General features: G+C 48.1%; 23 protein-coding genes, 1 rRNA gene and 2 other annotated features. All 24 genes read right to left on the minus strand.

The window, feature by feature from the left end; translation table 11 throughout:
- Positions 1-77 precede the first annotated feature (77 nt).
- A complete protein-coding gene (locus GVY42_RS10305; RefSeq protein WP_012727686.1) occupies positions 78-674 on the minus strand; it encodes a class I SAM-dependent methyltransferase in 597 nt (198 codons plus the stop codon).
- Positions 675-753: 79 nt separating this feature from the next.
- Entirely contained in the window at positions 754-1122 is a 369-nt protein-coding gene (rplL, locus tag GVY42_RS10310; RefSeq protein WP_012727687.1) for a 50S ribosomal protein L7/L12, read from the minus strand.
- A 60-nt stretch (positions 1123-1182) separates the two neighbouring features.
- Positions 1183-1689: a 50S ribosomal protein L10 gene (gene rplJ / locus GVY42_RS10315; protein WP_012727688.1), complete on the minus strand. Its 507-nt coding sequence runs from the start codon at positions 1687-1689 to the stop codon at positions 1183-1185.
- A gap of 44 nt (positions 1690-1733) precedes the next feature.
- Positions 1734-1887, minus strand: a sequence feature (ribosomal protein L10 leader region).
- 59 nt (positions 1888-1946) lie between these two features.
- A complete protein-coding gene (gene rplA / locus GVY42_RS10320) occupies positions 1947-2633 on the minus strand; it encodes a 50S ribosomal protein L1 (protein WP_012727689.1) in 687 nt (228 codons plus the stop codon).
- 94 nt (positions 2634-2727) lie between these two features.
- Positions 2728-3153, minus strand: a complete 426-nt coding sequence (gene rplK, locus GVY42_RS10325) for a 50S ribosomal protein L11 (protein ID WP_012727690.1) — start codon at positions 3151-3153, stop codon at positions 2728-2730.
- 147 nt (positions 3154-3300) lie between these two features.
- Positions 3301-3852 carry a transcription termination/antitermination protein NusG gene (nusG, locus tag GVY42_RS10330; RefSeq protein ID WP_012727691.1) on the minus strand — a complete coding sequence of 184 codons (552 nt, stop codon included), beginning with the start codon at positions 3850-3852 and terminating at the stop codon, positions 3301-3303.
- Positions 3853-3868: 16 nt separating this feature from the next.
- Positions 3869-4039, minus strand: a complete 171-nt coding sequence (secE, locus tag GVY42_RS10335) for a preprotein translocase subunit SecE (RefSeq protein ID WP_012727692.1) — start codon at positions 4037-4039, stop codon at positions 3869-3871.
- A gap of 34 nt (positions 4040-4073) precedes the next feature.
- Positions 4074-4220: a 50S ribosomal protein L33 gene (gene rpmG, locus GVY42_RS10340; RefSeq protein WP_012727693.1), complete on the minus strand. Its 147-nt coding sequence runs from the start codon at positions 4218-4220 to the stop codon at positions 4074-4076.
- Between the two features lie 128 nt (positions 4221-4348).
- Entirely contained in the window at positions 4349-4990 is a 642-nt protein-coding gene (gene sigH / locus GVY42_RS10345) for an RNA polymerase sporulation sigma factor SigH (protein ID WP_159563154.1), read from the minus strand.
- Positions 4991-5199: 209 nt separating this feature from the next.
- Complete coding sequence (locus GVY42_RS10350) at positions 5200-5739, minus strand: NYN domain-containing protein (protein ID WP_159563155.1); 540 nt, start codon at positions 5737-5739, stop codon at positions 5200-5202.
- A complete protein-coding gene (rlmB, locus tag GVY42_RS10355) occupies positions 5736-6485 on the minus strand; it encodes a 23S rRNA (guanosine(2251)-2'-O)-methyltransferase RlmB (protein WP_031421850.1) in 750 nt (249 codons plus the stop codon). The genes GVY42_RS10350 and rlmB overlap by 4 nt, the downstream gene beginning before the upstream one ends.
- A 109-nt stretch (positions 6486-6594) precedes the next feature.
- The gene (locus GVY42_RS10360) at positions 6595-6999 is read right to left on the minus strand and encodes a Mini-ribonuclease 3 (protein ID WP_074035355.1); all 405 of its coding nucleotides are present in this window, start codon (positions 6997-6999) and stop codon (positions 6595-6597) included.
- Complete coding sequence (gene cysS, locus GVY42_RS10365) at positions 6996-8393, minus strand: cysteine--tRNA ligase (RefSeq protein WP_159563156.1); 1398 nt, start codon at positions 8391-8393, stop codon at positions 6996-6998. Before cysS ends, GVY42_RS10360 begins: the two co-directional genes overlap by 4 nt.
- A complete protein-coding gene (gene cysE / locus GVY42_RS10370; protein ID WP_159563157.1) occupies positions 8362-9051 on the minus strand; it encodes a serine O-acetyltransferase in 690 nt (229 codons plus the stop codon). Before cysE ends, cysS begins: the two co-directional genes overlap by 32 nt.
- A 51-nt stretch (positions 9052-9102) precedes the next feature.
- Positions 9103-9310 (minus strand) — a binding site (T-box leader).
- Positions 9310-10767, minus strand: coding sequence for a glutamate--tRNA ligase (gene gltX / locus GVY42_RS10375; RefSeq protein WP_201302271.1), 1458 nt, complete (start codon positions 10765-10767; stop codon positions 9310-9312). It overlaps the preceding feature by 1 nt.
- A gap of 45 nt (positions 10768-10812) precedes the next feature.
- Positions 10813-11286: a 2-C-methyl-D-erythritol 2,4-cyclodiphosphate synthase gene (gene ispF / locus GVY42_RS10380; protein WP_012727701.1), complete on the minus strand. Its 474-nt coding sequence runs from the start codon at positions 11284-11286 to the stop codon at positions 10813-10815.
- Positions 11283-11963: a 2-C-methyl-D-erythritol 4-phosphate cytidylyltransferase gene (ispD, locus tag GVY42_RS10385; protein WP_012727702.1), complete on the minus strand. Its 681-nt coding sequence runs from the start codon at positions 11961-11963 to the stop codon at positions 11283-11285. Before ispD ends, ispF begins: the two co-directional genes overlap by 4 nt.
- A 55-nt stretch (positions 11964-12018) precedes the next feature.
- Positions 12019-13083 carry a PIN/TRAM domain-containing protein gene (locus GVY42_RS10390; RefSeq protein WP_012727703.1) on the minus strand — a complete coding sequence of 355 codons (1065 nt, stop codon included), beginning with the start codon at positions 13081-13083 and terminating at the stop codon, positions 12019-12021.
- Positions 13084-13197: 114 nt separating this feature from the next.
- Positions 13198-14574 (minus strand): DNA repair protein RadA, encoded by a 1377-nt coding sequence (radA, locus tag GVY42_RS10395; protein ID WP_012727704.1) that lies wholly within the window; start codon positions 14572-14574, stop codon positions 13198-13200.
- 56 nt (positions 14575-14630) lie between these two features.
- Positions 14631-17066 (minus strand): ATP-dependent Clp protease ATP-binding subunit, encoded by a 2436-nt coding sequence (locus GVY42_RS10400; RefSeq protein ID WP_012727705.1) that lies wholly within the window; start codon positions 17064-17066, stop codon positions 14631-14633.
- A gap of 24 nt (positions 17067-17090) precedes the next feature.
- Positions 17091-18134, minus strand: coding sequence for a protein arginine kinase (locus tag GVY42_RS10405; RefSeq protein ID WP_159563159.1), 1044 nt, complete (start codon positions 18132-18134; stop codon positions 17091-17093).
- Positions 18134-18568 carry a UvrB/UvrC motif-containing protein gene (locus GVY42_RS10410; RefSeq protein WP_074035342.1) on the minus strand — a complete coding sequence of 145 codons (435 nt, stop codon included), beginning with the start codon at positions 18566-18568 and terminating at the stop codon, positions 18134-18136. The genes GVY42_RS10405 and GVY42_RS10410 overlap by 1 nt, the downstream gene beginning before the upstream one ends.
- A 5-nt stretch (positions 18569-18573) precedes the next feature.
- Complete coding sequence (locus GVY42_RS10415; protein WP_074035340.1) at positions 18574-19050, minus strand: CtsR family transcriptional regulator; 477 nt, start codon at positions 19048-19050, stop codon at positions 18574-18576.
- 146 nt (positions 19051-19196) lie between these two features.
- A 5S ribosomal RNA gene (rrf, locus tag GVY42_RS10420) occupies positions 19197-19313 on the minus strand.
- Positions 19314-19317: the final 4 nt, after the last annotated feature.

The following is a 19317-nucleotide window of genomic DNA, read 5'->3' on the forward strand; positions in this document are numbered from 1 at the left end:
CAAGCGAATTCCATTCCAATGGCATTTTATAATGTTAGCATATACGTTATAGCGAGTCAACAAGACTTCACCGTTTGTCAAGACCGAATTGCTCGGAAAATAAAGTAACCTTTTTCTTTCGCGATCGTTTCAACTTGACCAAACACCTCTTCTAATAACTTTTTAGCAGAAGGTGCTCCTTGTTTCTTTTGAATGACGACATAGATTGCTCCTCCATCGACGAGGTGCGTATGTGCTTCACGCAAGATCGTATGGACGACTTGTTTCCCCGCACGAATCGGCGGATTGGTGACAATGGCGGCAAACCGTTCTCCCCCCACCGCGTCATACGCGTGAGAAAGCCGTGTTTCGACCGTCACTCCATTACGGGCGGCGTTTTGCTCAGAGAGCGCCAGCGCACGCTCATTCACATCAATGAGCAAGGCCTCACGCCCAGAGGCATCGGCAAGCGAGATCCCCATCGGACCATAGCCGCAGCCTACATCTAAAATACGTCCCGACACATCAGGCATCTCAAACGTTTCAATTAAAAGACGTGACCCAAAATCGACCGACCCTTTCGAGAACACACCGCGGTCCGAAGTGAAATGATACTGTTTCCCTCGCAACTCGTACGTCCATGTCTCCGGGGCACTTTCCGAACGTGGATCGTTCGTATAGTAATGATCTCCCATGCGTTGAACCTCCTAACCCATTCTTCAAGGAAATAAAAGAAGCTCGCCATGGCGAGCTTCTATAGGTTGTGAAGTAGAATTACTTAACTTCAACAGATGCGCCAGCTTCTTCAAGCTTAGCTTTGATTGCGTCAGCGTCTTCTTTAGAAACGCCTTCTTTGACTGGAGCTGGAGTTCCGTCAACGAGTGCTTTTGCTTCTTTAAGACCGAGACCTGTGATTTCACGAACAGCTTTGATGACGTTGATTTTACCAGCGCCAGCGTTTGTGAGGATTACGTCGAATTCAGTTTTCTCTTCAGCTGCTGCGCCTGCGCCAGCACCTGCAACTGCTACTGGAGCTGCTGCTGATACGCCGAATTCTTCTTCGATTGTTTTTACGAGTTCGTTAAGTTCGAGAACCGTCATTGATTTGAGGTCTTCGATGAATTGCTCTTTGTTGAAAGCCATTATGGTTTTCCTCCTTTGATGTTGTGAAAAAGTTTTTTGAGTTACGCTACGCGACAAAAATTAAGCTGATTGCTCTTCTTTTTGTTCTGCGATTGCATTTGTTGCGACTGCGAGCCCACGGATTGGAGCTTGAAGTACGCTGAGAAGCATCGAGAGAAGACCATCGCGTGATGGAAGTTCTGCAAGGGCTTTGATTTCTTCGAGTGAAGAAACTTTACCTTCGATGATTCCGCCTTTAAGTTCGAGCGCTTTGTGCTCTTTCGAGAAGTCGTTCAAGATCTTCGCTGGAGCAATAACGTCTTCTTTAGAGAAGGCGATTGCTGTAGGACCAGTGAAGACTTCGTCAAGACCTTCGAAGTTCGACTGAGTAGCTGCGCGGCGAAGAAGACCGTTCTTGTAAACTTTGAACTCAATTCCAGCGTCACGGAGTGATTTACGGAGTGTAGTCACTTCTTCAACTGTAAGTCCACGGTAGTCAACAACAACTGTTCCAACGCTCGCTTGCATTTTCTCAGCGATTTCATCGACGAGTGCCGATTTCTGAGCTACGATTTTTTCGTTTGCCATGTGTTTGCACCTCCTAGTCAATTCTTATACCGGACGAGAGGCTGCTCTCCAAAAGAAATCCCTCGTATGAAGACATACGAGGGCGTAATTGTTTGAAAGTAAACCTGTGACAACAGGCTCAAGTTCGAGCAAAGACACCTCGGAAGGGTTTACGGACCGATGTCCACCTTCTGTCTACGGTAATCCAACATATTCGGTTGAACGTGTATTACTTTATCAGCGGTGTCACACGTTGTCAACAATTTATTTCAACAAGATTACTTAAGGAAATCTGCAGTCGCTACACGGATCCCAGGACCCATTGTAGATGAAAGCGAGATGTTTTTAAGGTAAGTTCCTTTTGCAGTAGCAGGCTTCACTTTCATGAGTGTTTCGAGAATTGTCTCGATGTTCTCAGAGAGTTTAGATGCTTCAAATGATTTCTTACCAACTGGAACGTGGATGTTACCAGCTTTATCAACACGGTATTCAACTTTACCAGCTTTGATATCCGCGATTGCTTTTTCTACGTCGAAAGTAACTGTTCCTGTTTTCGGGTTAGGCATGAGGCCTTTAGGTCCGAGAACACGACCAAGTTTACCAACTTCACCCATCATGTCAGGTGTCGCAACGATTACATCGAAGTCGAACCATCCTTGTTGGATTTTGTTGATGTACTCAGCGTCGCCAACGTAGTCTGCTCCAGCAGCTTCCGCTTCTTTCACTTTCTCACCTTTTGCGAAGACGAGAACTTTTTGTGTTTTACCAGTACCGTGTGGAAGTACAACGGCACCACGGATTTGTTGGTCTGCTTTCTTCGGATCTACGCCGAGACGGACAGCAACTTCGATTGTTTCATCGAATTTAGCAGTAGCTGTTTTTTGAACGAGCTCGACAGCTTCAGCGAGGTCGTATGACTTCGTGCGGTCAACAAGCTTAGCTGCTTCTTGGTGTTTTTTACCCATGTTCTTTTCCTCCTTGTGGTTAGCGGAATTTCCTCCCACATAATGAAGGGATTGAAGGTGAGCAGTATTCACCGACAACCCCAGAGACTAGCAATTAGTCTTCGATTACAATACCCATACTACGTGCAGTACCTTCAACCATAAGCATCGCTGTTTCTACAGATGATGCGTTAAGGTCAGGCATTTTAAGTTCAGCGATTTCGCGAACTTTGTCACGCTTAACCGTTGCTACTTTCTTACGGTTTGGTTCACCAGAACCACTCTCGATACCAGCAGCTTTCTTCAAGAGAACTGCAGCTGGTGGAGTTTTCGTAATGAATGTAAACGAACGATCTTCGTATACCGTGATGACTACAGGAATAATCAATCCGGCTTGGTCTTGTGTACGAGCGTTGAACTCTTTACAGAATCCCATGATGTTAACACCTGCTTGACCAAGTGCTGGACCTACTGGTGGAGCTGGGTTTGCTTTACCAGCTGGGATTTGAAGTTTAACGAGTTTAGAAACTTTTTTCGCCACGAGACACACCTCCTTAAGTCTAAAATGTGGTTTCTTGGACGTTGTGCGCCCTCCCACTCAATCTATTAGGTCGAGTTTGTACCGAAATAAAGCACAACATCAAACATTTTCGATTGTACCATCCGTTTTACGGATTAGCAAGTGGGTTTAGTTAATTTTCTGAACTTGTTCGAAATCAAGCTCAATTTTTGTTTCACGACCGAACATGTCGACCACGACTTTGAGCTTCTCTTTGTCGGCTTCAATCTCGTCGATTGTTCCTTCAAAGTTCTCAAATGCGCCTTCTTTCACGCGGACAAGGTCACCGAGTTCATAGTTGTAACGATCTTTCTTCTCGATGAGTCCCATTTGTGACAAGACGTTTGTCACTTCGTCCGGTTGGAGTGGGATTGGTTTTGCCCCACCACCCGTTGAACCGAGGAAGCCGGTGACGTTTGGCGTGTTGCGGACAACATACCATGAATCGTCAGTCATGACCATCTCTACGAACACATAGCCCGGGAAACTTTTGACTTCACGTTCTTTGATTTTCTTCTCGCCACTCTTCAATGTGACTTCTTCTTGCGTCGTTTCAGTCGGGACGAGGACGCGGAAAATTTTATCTTCCATGTTCATCGAACCGATTCGACGTTCTAGGTTTTCTTTGACGTTATTCTCAAAACCTGAGTACGTCTGGACAACAAACCATTGTTTCTCCACGGCTTTCACCTCTTCCTTAGTTAATCAATAAATTGACGAGATAACTGACCCCAGTATCTACGCCGAACACGAACAGGCCAATCACGACAACAGTCGCGATGACAGTAATGGTATATTTCGTGAGTTCTTTACGAGTCGGCCAACTCGTTTTCTTCAACTCTTTCCATACGTCGCGCAAAAAGTTCATGGTAGCTTCCTCCTACATTGAATGCCAATCTACGTTACTTTGATTCCCGATGCAGCGTATGCGCGTTACAGCGCCGACAAAACTTCTTCATTTCAAGCCGTGTCGACACGCCGTCTTTTTTTGTCGTCGAGTACTCTCGAGACCCGCATTCTGAGCAAGCGAGACTTACTTTCTTTGCCATTCATAAGCGCCCCTTTCGACTACTCTCTCTTAAAAAAGAGCGAAAAAAAAACGCCTCCTGTAAATGGCGTCTACGGACAAGGCGCTGCTTTTAAAGTATCACATAGGAGGCACGCGGTCAATAATCGGTTAGCTCGTGAGCATCCGGACGTCGACATGACGCTCGAATTTCTTCTTCACACGCTGCAACGCATTATCGATCGATTTGACATGACGATCGAGGTCGTCTGAAATTTCTTGATAAGAGCGCCCGTCTAAATAAAGACGCAAGACTTTCCGTTCGAGGTCACTCAAGATTTCATCCATCTTCGCTTCCATGAACGACTGTTCTTCCCGTGTCACGATCAATTCTTGTGGGTCAGTCGGATGTGGTGGCAAGATGACATCGAGCAGCGTCCGGTCAGACTCTTCATCAAAAATTGGTTTATCGAGTGACACATATGAGTTGAGCGGAATATGTTTTTGGCGTGTCGCCGTCTTGATTGCCGTGATCATCTGACGGGTGATGCACATCTCGGCAAAGCTTTTGAATGACGCAAGTCGCTCGTCTTTATAATCACGCACACCTTTATAAAGGCCGATCATCCCTTCTTGGACGATGTCCTCGTGATCTGCACCAATCAAAAAGTATGAACGTGCCTTCGCCCGCACAAAATACCGGTATCGTTCAATCAAAAACTCGAGCGCGTCGCTATCCCCTTCGTTGCGCGCCAATAAGACCAACTCTTCGTCTGACATTTTTTCAAACTGTTCGTACGGCCATCCGTTCATGCTCGTTACCCCCCGGCGATTGATCCTGAACTATGTAAGGTTGTGTCCCATTATAGGACTCCCTACTCCTATGCGTCAAACAAATTTCTAAAAATTCCGTCAATTGAATACTGTGTAACTCATATATGTAATAGTATACAACATTCCTTTGCAAAAAAATGTCAAAATCGAAACAAAGACGAGTCCATTTCATGAACTCGTCCGTGATTTCAATCACCTTTTGATTTGCGACGTCGCATTTCTTCAAACTTTGCTTGAATATGCGGTGGAATATCAATCGTCTTCCGATTTGCTTGTTCTTTCTCTAGCGACACGCGCTGTTGCTCAATCAGTGTTTTCGCATGCTTCCAATCTTTCAACAGTTCGGTTGCCGGAACGCGCAATGCGCCTTGACCAAAGATGACCCACTGCTCCGTGAAATCGTTCGTCGCAACGAATAATGTAATGAGCCGGTCATCCACTAATTCATGGGCACGCCGCTCAATCCATTCGTCCGCTGTCTCATTTTCTTTCGTATAGACAACGTCGACCCGACTCCGCTTCTCTTTGGATTCACGACCATAGCGCATGTGGGCGTCAAACACGATGGTGACCTCTTTGCCGGACGCAGCCTGATATTCTGCCATCGCCTCAATCAACAAATTGCGTGCTTGTTCAAAATCTACATCGCGGAGACTTCTCAAGTGAGGCCACGCGCCGATGATATTATATCCGTCGACAAGAAGGAGCTCGCGCTTCAGGATACTCATGCCAATGGATGACGTGAGCGATGCACCTCATACAGGAGGAGCGCCGCTGCAACAGATGCATTGAGTGACGTGACATGACCGACCATCGGTAAATGAACAAGGAAGTCGCACGATTCGCGCACGAGTCGGCTCATCCCCTTGCCCTCACTTCCAATGACCACAACGAGTGGCATATTTCCATCCAATCGACGATAGTCCTGACTTTCTTTCGCATCGGTCCCGACAACCCACAATCCTTTTTCCTTCAACTCTTCAAGTGTCCGTGTCAAGTTCGTCACACGCGCCACCGGAATATGCTCAATGGCCCCGGTCGAGGCTTTGGCAACCGTTTGAGTCAAACCGACCGAGCGACGTTTCGGAATGATGATTCCATGTGCGCCAACGGCATCGGCGGTCCGTAGAATCGAACCGAGATTGTGCGGGTCTTCGAGCTCATCTAGCAAAATGAAGAGCGGTGTCTCCTCTTTCGAAGCTGCGAGAGCGAACATGTCTTCGACTGTTTTGTATTCATAAGCCGCAACCGCCGCAACGACTCCTTGGTGATGTTCACTGCCAGCCATCTTCTCAAGTTTCGTTTTTGGGACGAATGACACTTGGACCGATGCTTCGTTCGCCATCGCGATGATTTGAGCGAGTGGTCCCTTTTGCTGACCTTCCATAATGAATACTTTATTCATATCACGACCACTTCGCAGTGCCTCGAGTACCGGGTTACGACCGTAAAGGAAGTCAATCCCTTCCTCCATCACATCGACTTCCTTATAGTCAGGGCGTTCTGCCTTTTGGCGACGCGCGCGATCTGGTCGTTCCCCACGAGGGCGGTCAAACGTTCGTTTCTCCGCTCCCCGATTTCCGTCATGTCGTTTCGGTCGACTCGGCTTCGAGTCGTTCGAACGCTTGTTTGATGAGTTCTTCAAGACGATCCCTTCTTTCTGTCAAATAGATATACCCAATCAGTGCCTCAAACGCCGTGGAATAACGATACGTGTGCACATCGACCCGTTTCGGAACCGATCCTGATTTCGCATTCTTTCCACGTCTGACGACAGCCTGTTCCTCTTCCGTCAACGCATCCGTCTCTAACCAAAATGTCACGACGCTCGCCTGCGCCCGTGCATTGACGTAGCGGACCGCGCCCCGGTGCAAGTCATTCGGGCGCGTCAATCCTTTCTCGAGCAGGCGTCTCCGTACAGCCATTTCGTATACCACGTCTCCCATGTAGGCGAGCGCAAGGGCATTCATTTGTTTCGGTTGCATCATAACCGCTTCCACCGAACCCCTTGGGCCGTGTCTTCGAGTTGGATGCTTTGTTCTTTTAGTAAATCACGAATCTCGTCAGCTCGGGCAAAATTACGTGCCGCCCGTGCGTCGTTCCGTTCTTGAATCAATTGGTCGATCTCGGCATCCAATAGTTCTTTTTCTTCTGCCAACGTCAAGCCGAGGACACCCGTCAATTCATCAAATAGCGACAGGACCTGTTCTAGCGTCGCTTTTGCCACATGATCGGCCTTCGCATAAATGTTCGCTTCCCGTGCCAAGTCAAAGAGGACGGTCACGGCGTTGGCCGTATTGATATCATCATCCATTGATTCGATGAAAGACGCTTTGATGGATTCAAGCTTCCGTTCCATCGACTCGCTCGCCTCTCCAAGTCCAGCTGTTACCGACAAGCGATATTCAATATTTTGATAAGCTTCCTTGATTCGGCTCCAGCCGTTCGCCGCTTGTTCAATCAATTCTCGGCTATAGTTGATCGGATGACGATAATGCACAGACAACATGAAGAAGCGCAGGACCATCGGGTCGACTTCTTTCAACGCCTCATGGACGAGGAGGAAGTTTCCGAGCGACTTAGACATCTTCTCATTTTCAATGTTAATGAAGCCGTTATGCAACCAATAGTTGGCGAACTTCGCATGGTTGCAAGCTTCTGACTGAGCAATCTCGTTCTCGTGGTGTGGGAATTTCAAATCATGACCGCCCGCGTGAATATCAATTGTTGTCCCGAGATGTTTTTTCGCCATCGCCGAGCATTCGATATGCCAGCCCGGACGTCCTTTGCCCCACGGACTATCCCATGATGGTTCATCCGGTTTAGCCGCTTTCCATAAGACGAAGTCGAGCGGGTCTTCTTTCTTCTCCCCGACATCGACACGTGACCCGGCCCGCAAATCTTCAATCGATTGCTGACTCAATTTTCCGTAAGTCTCAAACTTCTTCGTCCGGAAATACACGTCTCCTTCTGATTCATAAGCGAACCCTTCCGTCTCTAATTGACGAATGAATTCGATGATTTCTACCATCGTATCGGTAACACGCGGATGCACGTCTGCCGGTTGAACGTTAAGTGCCCCTGTATCTGCTAAATATGCCTCGATATAGCGATTCGTCAGCGTCTCCGTGTCTTCTCCTAATTCATTCGCCGTACGAATGATCTTGTCATCCACGTCTGTGAAGTTCAAGACGTATTTGACCTCGTACCCACGATACGTCAAGTAGCGACGAACCGTATCGAAGGCGATCGCCGGACGGGCGTTTCCGACATGAATGTAGTTGTAAACGGTCGGACCGCATACGTACATCGATACTTTACCCGGAACAATCGGGACAAACGGTTCTTTTTTATTCGTGAGACTGTTGTACAGCTGAATCATGTGTCTTCTCCTCCATCCGCTTTTCAAGCGTCGCTAATTTTTGTTGTAGTTCATCCACTGCCGCTTCTAAGCGTTCTTGGCATTCGCGGTCCGGATCTGGGAAACGATGATCTAGATCATGTTGCTTCACACGCTTACCGTTTCGGATGACGACACGACCTGGAATTCCGACCACGGTCGAATCAGACGGCACATCGTTCAATACGACCGAGCTCGCTCCGATTTTGACGCAATCGCCGACCGTGATGTTCCCAAGTACTTTCGCCCCCGCTGAAATAAGCACGTCACTCCCGATTGTCGGGTGACGCTTCCCTTTCTCTTTCCCCGTTCCACCCAGGGTGACGCCTTGATAGATGGTGACGTCATTCCCGATAATCGCCGTCTCACCGATGACGACACCGAAACCGTGATCGATGAACACGCGGTTCCCAAGCACCGCCCCCGGATGAATTTCAATCCCGGTCAACCAACGACTGAATTGGGCTAATAACTTGGCCACCAGTTTCATGTTACGTTTCCATAATCCGTGCGCGATGCGATGTGCCCATATGGCGTGAAGGCCTGGGTAAGTCAGTGCCACTTCTACTTTCGAACGAGCGGCAGGGTCTAGTTCCAGGACAGTCCGCAAGTCTTCGCGTACACTGCTCCAAAATCCCATAATCGATATCTCCTTTTCTTATACAAAAACAAAGACGCCCCTGTGCCAAGGCACAGAGACGCCGTAAGCGCGGTTCCACTCTGTTTGGGAAAATGCGTTCCCCTCTCAAGTCTCGTTAACGCCGAGTCACGGTCTCGACTACATATCGCCGAGACGGCTCAGAGGTGCACTTCTTCGGAGGACACATCTAGAACTCCCAGCCTAGGTTCTAGTCTCTGCAACGTGTCGTACCGCTTACTTTCCTCATCAATGCCTTTATTACGCTAATAGAGTTGTCAGACGCTTCAACACACGCTCTTTTCCGATTAACGAAATGGCGTTCGGGAGTTCTGGTCCATGTGTTTGTCCTGTCGTCGCGACACGGATTGGCATGAACAAGTTTTTCCCTTTTTGACCGGTAGCTTTTTGCGTCGCTTTTGTCGCCGCTTTAATCGCTTCCGGAGTGAAGTCTTCGATTGCTTCGAGCTGCTGTTTGAACTCTGCAAGAACAGCAGGTACCGTTTCACCTGAAAGGACAGCGTTCGCTTCCTCGTCATACTCGATTTCATCTTTGAAGAACAAGTCTGTCAACGCGACGATTTCTGCTCCGTGCGTCATTTGTTCTTTATACAATGCAATCAAGTTTGTCGCCCAATCCGCTTCCTCAATAGATACCGCCTCGGGTAATCGTCCTGCTTCTTGTAAGAATGGTAAACTGAGTGCCACCACTTCGTCAAGCGTGGCCTTCTTCATGTATACACTGTTGATCCAAGAAAGTTTTTGTTGGTCAAAAACTGCCGGACTCTTCGACAAACGTTTCGCATCAAACATTTCAATGAACTCTTCTTTCGAGAAGATTTCTTCTTCCCCGACAGGTGACCAGCCAAGGAGCGAAATGAAGTTGAAGAGCGCTGCTGGCAAGTAGCCGAGATCCGCATATTGTTCGATGAACTGAATGATCGATTCGTCCCGTTTTGATAACTTTTTATGTTGGTCGTTGTAGATGAGCGTCATGTGACCGAATTCAGGATAGTCCCAACCAAGTGCGTCATAGACCATCATCTGTTTTGGTGTGTTCGCGATATGGTCGTCCCCACGCAACACGTGACTGATCTTCATCAAATGGTCGTCCACGACAACTGCGAAGTTGTACGTTGGAATGCCGTCCTGTTTCACGATGACCCAGTCACCGAAATCTTTCGATTCAAACGAGACGTCTCCTTTGACGACATCTGTCCATTTATACGTCACGCCTTCCGGCACACGAATCCGAATAGACGGTTTACGCCCTTCCGCTTCAAACGCTTCACGTTCTTCAACAGTGAGGTTACGGTGCGCACCCGAGTAACGTGGTGCCTCCCCACGTGCGATTTGTGCTTCACGCTCTGCTTCAAGCTCCTCCGAGGTCATGTAGCATTTATAAGCAAGGCCTTTGCTCATCAACTCATTGACGTATTTCTCATAAATCGCAAGACGCTCCATTTGGTAATACGGACCGTAGTCTCCGTCACGCCCTGGACCTTCATCCCAGTCGATGCCGAGCCATTCCAAGTATTTCATCTGACTCTCGACACCGTTCAATACATTCCGTTTCTGGTCAGTGTCTTCAATCCGAAGAATCATTTTTCCGCCAGCATGGCGAGCAAATAAGTAGTTAAACAACGCCGTCCGCGCATTTCCGATATGGAGATGCCCCGTCGGACTAGGCGCATAGCGTACACGCACTTCACTCATAATAGTTCCACCTTTCTTCTCTTCTGCCCAAATAGTATACCATTTCTGTCAAGCCCGGTTGAGTAAGATGACCGCTTGCGCCGCAATCCCTTCTTCGCGTCCCGTGAAGCCCAGTTTCTCCGTCGTCGTCGCTTTCACGTTCACCTGCTCGATGTCCGCCTCAAGAAGTTCGGCAATGACCGCGCGCATCTCATCAATGTAAGGACGAAGTTTCGGACGTTGAGCCATGACCGTCGCATCTACATTTCCGAGAACGTAGCCTTGATCTTTCACGAGCTGCCAGACGTGACGAAGCAATACTTTCGAATCTGCATCTTTAAATTCCGGATCCGTATCCGGGAAGTGTTTCCCGATATCACCTGCCGCAATTGCTCCAAGTGCCGCATCCGCAATGGTATGGAGTAACACGTCCGCATCAGAATGACCGAGAAGTCCACGCTCATGTGGGATTTCGATTCCCCCTAAGATTAACGGACGTCCTTCTGCAAATGCGTGTACATCAAAGCCTTGACCAATTCTCATTGTAATTCCTCCTTCGCTAAAATCGCGTCGCCGAACAATAAATCTTCGGGCGTCGTCATTTTGATGTTGTGATAGTCCCCAAGGACCACTTGTACCGATTCGCCGAGCCACTCAAACAAACTGGCATCATCCGTTCCCATCACCTGTTGTTCGACCGCTCGTTCATGTGCCGCCAAAATCGCTTTCGCCTGAAAGGCTTGCGGCGTTTGTGCCAACCATAAGTTTTCACGGGGAACGGTGCGTTCGATGTGATGACGTTGAACTTGTTTGACCGTATCTTTAACGGGTACCGCCAAGATGGCACCACCTTGCAGTGCCGCTTCAGCCACTTGATGCAACTGTTCACGTTTTACAAACGGACGCGCACCGTCATGAATCATCACAATCGTATCGGGTGCAACAACCTTCAGTCCTGCATGGACACTCTGTTGTCGTTCTTCCCCTCCTGCTACGTATGTAACCGGCGTCTTCATCTGTGACGTCATCGCCTCGAACCAGTCACGTTCTTCTGGTCGGATGGCTAACACCATTCGTTCGCACCACGGATCGGTATCGAACGCCTGTAACGTCCAAGCAATAATCGGTTTGTCACGGAGCGTCAGCATCAACTTATTCGCATCCGCACCCATCCGCTTCCCTCTTCCCGCAGCCGGGATGACAACTGTATAAGCTACCATGTTAATACCTCTCTTCGTGAAAAAAGAGAGCGCTCTCGCGTCTCTTTTTGATCCGTTATTCCGGACGGGCAAAAATCATACGGCCTGCAGACGTTTGTAAGACACTCGTCACAACGACAGGAAGCGTCTTCGAAATCAATTTACGTCCGCCCTCCACGACAACCATTGTCCCATCCTCAAGGTAAGCAACCCCTTGATTCTGCTCTTTTCCTTCTTTAATAACTGTCACGACCATCTCTTCACCAGGAATGACAATCTGTTTGACGGCGTTCGCCAAATCATTGATGTTCAAGACCGGTACATTTCGTACCTCACACACTTTATTTAAGTTGTAGTCATTCGTAACAACAATCCCGTTTTTCAGTTCAGCTAGTTTAATCAATTTGATGTCGACTTCCGGTACGTCTTCGAAGTCTCCATCATAGATTTCAACCTGGATGCGCTTGTTCTCTTGTAGTTCCTTCAAGATGTCCAGTCCACGACGTCCACGATTCCGCTTCAACGTATCCGAGGAGTCGGCGATGTATTGCAGTTCGCCGATGACGAACTGGGGCACAATCAATGTTCCTTCCACGAATCCAGTCGTCGCAATATCCGCGATTCGACCATCGATGATGACGCTCGTGTCTAAAATCTTATCATTAGAGCGTTGGACCGGTTCAGCCGCAGGCTTTTCCCGTTCGCTCTTCACAAATAGTTTGATCCATTCGTTACGCTTCCGATAGCCGACCGCGAAACCAAAGTAACCAAACAGGGCCGTGACAAAAATCGGAACGATTTTACTCAGTAAGAAAATATTCGTGACTTCAAGCGATACACTAATCAAAAAGGCAATCAAGAGCCCGATGATGAGACCGATCGAACCGAATAAGATATCCCCTACCGGTAAACGGACGAGCCGTTCTTCGACAAAACGAATAAATGCAACAACACCATCTGTTAAGAATAAACTAAGAATGAAGAAGATAAGTCCACCAATCAAACTTGCTACGTATGGAATCGTTAACCACTCCGGCACATTCATGCCAAGGTCTGCTAATAAAAGCGTCGCTTCGATGATTCCGAACCAACCCACGACGAGTCCAATCAAAATAAATCCGATTCGTACAGCAATCTTCACTCATTCCACCTCCTTCTATATGAAATAAAATTTCAAAAAATAACACTTTCATTGTAACATGATTTTTTCAATCACGTTCGTTACAAAGCGTTAAAAACTGCCAGTGGCGACCCGTTAGAACGGAATCGCCAACTGGAGTGCTTCATCCACTGTTCCGACCCCGACGACTTCAATCCCTGCCGGAGCGGTCCATCCCCCCATGTTATTTTTCGGGATGATGGCCCGTGTAAAACCTAGTTTTGCCGCCTCGGCGACACGTTGCTCGATTCGGGAAACCCGTCGCACTTCCCCAGTCAATCCGACCTCACCGATGCAGACATCCGTCGGACGAGTCGGACGATCGCGGAAACTCGAGGCAATCGAGATACAAATCGCAAGGTCAATCGCCGGTTCGTCCAGTTTGACGCCACCGGCTGCTTTCAAGTACGCATCCTGCGTCTGAAGCAAGAGACCGGAACGTTTTTCGAGCACGGCCATGAGCAGCGCGACTCGGTTTTGATCAATGCCCGTGGCCATACGTCTCGGGTTCCCGAACGATGTCGGAGAGATGAGTGCTTGGAGTTCCACGAGTACCGTCCGCGTACCTTCCATCGAGGCGACAACGGTCGAACCCGATACGCCCGCCGTGCGTTCCTCCAAGAATATTTCAGATGGATTAAGCACTTCCTCTAGTCCACTCTCTTTCATCTCGAAAATGCCAATCTCGTTCGTCGATCCAAAACGGTTTTTCACCGCCCGTAAAATACGGAACGTATGATGACGCTCCCCTTCAAAATAAAGTACCGCATCGACCATATGTTCAAGTAAGCGCGGGCCGGCAATCGACCCTTGCTTCGTCACGTGACCGACGATGAAGACCGCAATCCCTCGCGTTTTCGCAATTTTCATGAGGGCGGCCGTACATTCTCGAACTTGTGACACGCTCCCTGGCGCCGATTGAATCTCATCCATATATACCGTTTGAATCGAGTCAATGATGACAAATCCAGGTTGCTCCTCATCAATAACCCGTTCGATCATCAACATGTCCGTCTCAGCGAGCACGAACAAGTCATCGGTCGGTAAACCGAGCCGTTCCGCACGAAGTTTTGTCTGTTTGAGAGATTCCTCCCCCGAGATGTATAACACCTTTTTACCACTATGGGCTAAGTGAGCGCTAACCTGTAACAGAATGGTCGACTTCCCGATTCCCGGGTCCCCGCCGACTAAAACGAGTGAACCTGGGACAATCCCACCGCCGAGGACACGGTCAAATTCACGACTATTCGTATGCACGCGCGTCTCTTCTTGTGAGACGACGTTCGCTAAGCGTTCCGGTTTCAATTGTCGCGATGAACTATGCACAAAGGCCGCTCCACGTTTGGCTTTCTTCTCTTCTACAAACTCTTCGACGAGCGTATTCCATTCATTACAACCCGGACAACGCCCCATCCACTTGGCTGATTCATATCCGCACGATTGGCAGACGTATTTCGTTTTAATTTTGGCCATAAGTTCCCTTCCTGTCTAAAAAAAGCTCCCTCTAAACGACGAGGGAGCTGAATGTTTTACTGAACTACACCTTCGTTACGAACGACGAACTCTCCATCTTGTACGTCGAGCGCAACTTTACTGCCTCTAGCGATTGTGCCGCCGAGCATTGCTTCTGAGAGGCGGTCCTCCACTTCCCGTTGAAGGGCACGACGGAGAGGACGAGCCCCGTATTCCGGATCGTAGCCGACATCGGCAATTTTATCGAGTGCCGCATCCGTCAAGCTGAAATCAACACCTTGTTCGGCGAGACGTTTCTTAAGTGTCTCTGCCATAAGTTTGATGATTTCTTGAATGTGCTCTTTTTGAAGTGAATGGAATACCGTGATTTCATCAATCCGGTTCAAGAACTCAGGTCGGAACGCTTTCTTCAATTCCTCGAGTACTTTGTCCTTCATTTCCGTATATTCACGTTTCACATCATCTTCCACTGTGAATCCTACATATTTGTTTCGTTGAAGCGCTGCGGCTCCGACGTTAGACGTCATGATGATGACTGTGTTTCGGAAGTCGACTGTGCGACCTTTCGAATCCGTCAAGCGACCGTCGTCTAACACTTGAAGCAAGATGTTGAATACTTCTGGGTGCGCTTTTTCGATTTCATCGAGTAGGATAACCGAGTAAGGTTTCCGACGCACTTTTTCAGTCAATTGACCGCCTTCTTCGTAACCAACATAACCAGGAGGCGAACCGACGAGACGGCTCGTCGCATGTTTTTCCATGTACTCGGACATGTCGATTCGAATGATGGCATCTTCATCGCCAAACATCGCTTCGGCAACTGCACGGGCGAGCTCTGTTTTCCCGACTCCGGTCGGTCCGAGGAAGATGAATGACCCGATTGGACGTTTCGGATCTTTCAATCCGGCCCGGGCGCGACGGATCGCACGGGAAATTGATTTCACCGCATCGTCTTGACCGATGACACGGTTGTGAAGAATCGATTCGAGTTTGAGGAGACGGTCTGTCTCTTCTTCGGCAATCTTCGTGACCGGTACACCTGTCCAGTTCGCAACAACTTGAGCGATATCTTCTTTCGTCACTTCAAGTTTTTCGTTACCTTGCTTGTTCTGCCATTCTGCTTTCAACTCTTCTAACTCATCGCGTAACTTCTGTTCCGTATCGCGAAGGGAAGCTGCTTTTTCAAACTCTTGGCTTTGTACGGCAGAGTCTTTCTCTTTACGAATCGATTCGAGACGGGATTCCAACTCTTTCAAATTCGGTGGTGCCGTGAATGAGCGAAGTCGTACTTTTGATGCCGCCTCGTCGACGAGGTCGATCGCCTTATCCGGCAAGAAACGATCGGAGATGTAACGGTCAGAAAGGACGACCGCCTCATGAATCGCCGTATCTGTAATTGTCACACGGTGGTGTGCTTCATAGCGATCGCGTAACCCGAGTAGGATTTGTTCAGCTTCTTCTGTTGTCGGTTCGTTCACTTGAATCGGTTGGAAGCGGCGCTCAAGCGCTGCATCTTTTTCGATGTACTTCCGGTATTCATCTAGTGTAGTCGCCCCGATACATTGAAGTTCACCGCGAGCCAATGACGGCTTAAGAATGTTAGAGGCGTCGATTGCACCTTCTGCACCACCCGCACCAATCAATGTGTGTAACTCATCGATGAAGAGAATGACGTTACCGGCTTGACGAATTTCGTCCATCACTTTTTTCAAGCGATCTTCGAATTCACCACGATATTTCGTGCCTGCGACAAGCGTTCCCATATCGAGCACCATGACGCGTTTGTTTCGAAGCGTTTCAGGTACCTCGTTGTTGATGATTTGCTGAGCGAGACCTTCGACGACCGCTGTTTTCCCGACTCCTGGTTCCCCAATTAGAACCGGGTTGTTCTTCGTCCGACGCGACAACACTTCGATGACACGTTGAATTTCGCCTGCGCGTCCGATGACCGGATCCAAACGAGACTCGCGCGCTTGTTGTGTCAAATCGCGTGCCAATCCGTCAAGCGTTGGTGTTGCGGCGCTCGCCCCAGGTTGCGAAGCATTTGAAGATGACTCCGTGTTCCCGAGAAGTTGCAACACTTGTTGGCGTGCTTTCGTCAAACTGATTCCAAGGTTATTGAGGACGCGTGCCGCGACCCCTTCTCCTTCACGAATCAATCCTAGAAGGATGTGTTCCGTTCCGACGTAAGAGTGTCCCAATTTCCGAGCCTCATCCATCGAGAGCTCAATGACCTTTTTCGCACGCGGTGTGTAATGAATTGTCGATCCATTCTCTGAACCACGTCCAATCAATGATTCTACTTCTTGTTGGATTTTTTCAGAGGTCAATCCGAGGGCGAAGAGCGCTTTTGCCGCGATTCCTTCTCCTTCACGAACCAATCCTAATAAAATATGTTCTGTACCAATATTATGATGGCCAAGACGTACGGCTTCCTCTTGTGCTAAAGCTAATACGCGTTGTGCTCGTTCTGTAAATCGTCCAAACATCATTGACATAACCTCCTTATAGTTGGATCAAACTAAGCCTTGATCTAACGTCCGACGAACAAGTGTCGCTCGTTCTCGATCCCGTTCTTGCGTAGATAATGTTTTCCCGAAATGTTTTTGTAGAAAACCTGATTGTAACCGAACGATGAGTTCATGGAACTTCGGCGGACTCCAATCAGACAAAATCCCTAAGTCACTCGCTAAATGTAAATCAGATAGTCGCTCAATGGCTTCCGTAGAAGAAAGAAGTTTGGCATATCGTAAAATACCATATGACCGATAAAACCGATCCTCTAACTCTTCTTGTCGATGTGCGATGAGCTCTTCACGCGCATGACGTTCTGCTTGAATCACTTGTTCTGTCACTTCCATAAAGTCAGCTAACAGTTGTGATTCATGACTGCCTAATGTCCGCTGATTTGACAGCTGGAACAACCGTCCTGCCGCATCGCTACCTTCTCCGTAACGACCTCGAATCGTATAGCCGAGTTTTCGAAGCTCTCGCAAAATGGGGCTGATTCGACCCGTTAACGTGAGACCCGGTAAGTGTAACATGACCGAGGCCCGGAGTCCTGTTCCGATATTGCTTGGACATGTCGTCAAGTAGCCTAACTGTTCGTCAAAGGCGTATGAGAGTGATTCCGCGCACAGTGCGTCTACTTGAGTCGCTAATTCAAACGCCTCTTTCACTTGATAACCTGGGAGTAAGGTCTGAATTCGTAAATGATCTTCCTCGTTAATCAACACACTGATAGTTTCATCTTCACTTAAAAAGACTGCACTTTCTTCGTTGGTCGCAATGGCCGGACTAATCAAATGTTTTTCCATCAATGCCTGTCGGGTGACTTCATCATAATCACGCATATGAAGATATTCAAATCCCTTTAACCCATGTAACCGTCCTTCGAGACGATCACATAGTTGACGTTCTCCTTCTTTAGAAAGGACTGGCGAAAATACAGTGTCTTTGACGTTACGTGCCAGTCGGATTCTTGTGGAGACAACCAGGTCATCCAATTTGGCACGCTCTTTCATTTTGGGACCAAGTGGATGTGTTAGGAACGTTTCCATTAGACATCACCTTGCCCTTCTAATTGCTTCATTTCTTTTTGAATGCGTGCTGCTCGTTCATAATCTTCTTGTTCGACAGCACGGGTCAACTCCCCTGCCAACTTTTCGAGCCGCTCTTCGATTCGTTCATGTGGTGTACGTAACTGGTCAGGGACCGAACCGATATGATGATCATGTCCTTGTTGATATTGACGTGTGATTTTAATCAGTTCATCACGAAATACGGTATAACACATAGCACATCCTGCTTTTCGTACACGCAATAAATCTTGACGCGTCATCTGACAGGTTGGGCAGCGCTTTACGACCGGCACATAGCCCGTCATAAGTTCTACCGTACATTGTCGACATAGCCGTTTTTTTACGGGTACGTCCTGTTCCATGACAACGACTTCATTGACAGCCGGTCGCTGTTTACAACGTTCGCATAGCATACGACTTACCCTCCATTACGATAACGAAGTACTTTCATCAGCGCGAGTAGTTGCTGACGTCGAATATAGGAGCGATCGTCAACTTGTAAGTTCAATGCTTCATCTGATAAGAGATGATAGATCAACTGCGCCTCTTGTTCGTGCATCATCTGTTCTTCAACCAATCGAATCAGCACATTTTCAACGAGCTGTTCGTTCAAACGTGGATGTTCATGAATGATATCCATCAAACTAGAGAGAACATCTTGCTTTTCGTGTAAAATAACGCGTCGAATACGAATATATCCGCCACCGCCACGTTTACTTTCTACTAAATATCCTTTTTCGACGGTAAAACGTGTGTTGATGACGTAATTGATTTGGGATGGGACACATTCGAATCGTTGTGCGATATCTTGACGTTTGATTTCAATTGCGTTTGCCTGACTTTCCTTCAAGACTTGCTTCAAATACTGTTCGATGACATCCGAAATATTTCTCATCTCCACCACCCTCTGACCATCTTTGACTTTTGACTATATTTTATCATTGATTTAAAAAAAGGCAAACGAAAAGCGATGCCTCTATGTCGAGAGCATCGCTAAAACAAAAAAACGACCGAGCGTATGCTCGGTCGTCCTGCGTTGTTGCCTGGCAACGTCCTATCCTCACAGGGGGAGATCCCCCAACTACTTTCGGCGCTGAGACGCTTAACTTCCGTGTTCGGCATGGGAACGGGTGTGGCCGTCTCGCTATCGCCACCAGACTCT

Source organism: Exiguobacterium sp. 8A, assembly GCF_902506275.1.
GTDB lineage: Bacteria > Bacillota > Bacilli > Exiguobacteriales > Exiguobacteriaceae > Exiguobacterium > Exiguobacterium profundum.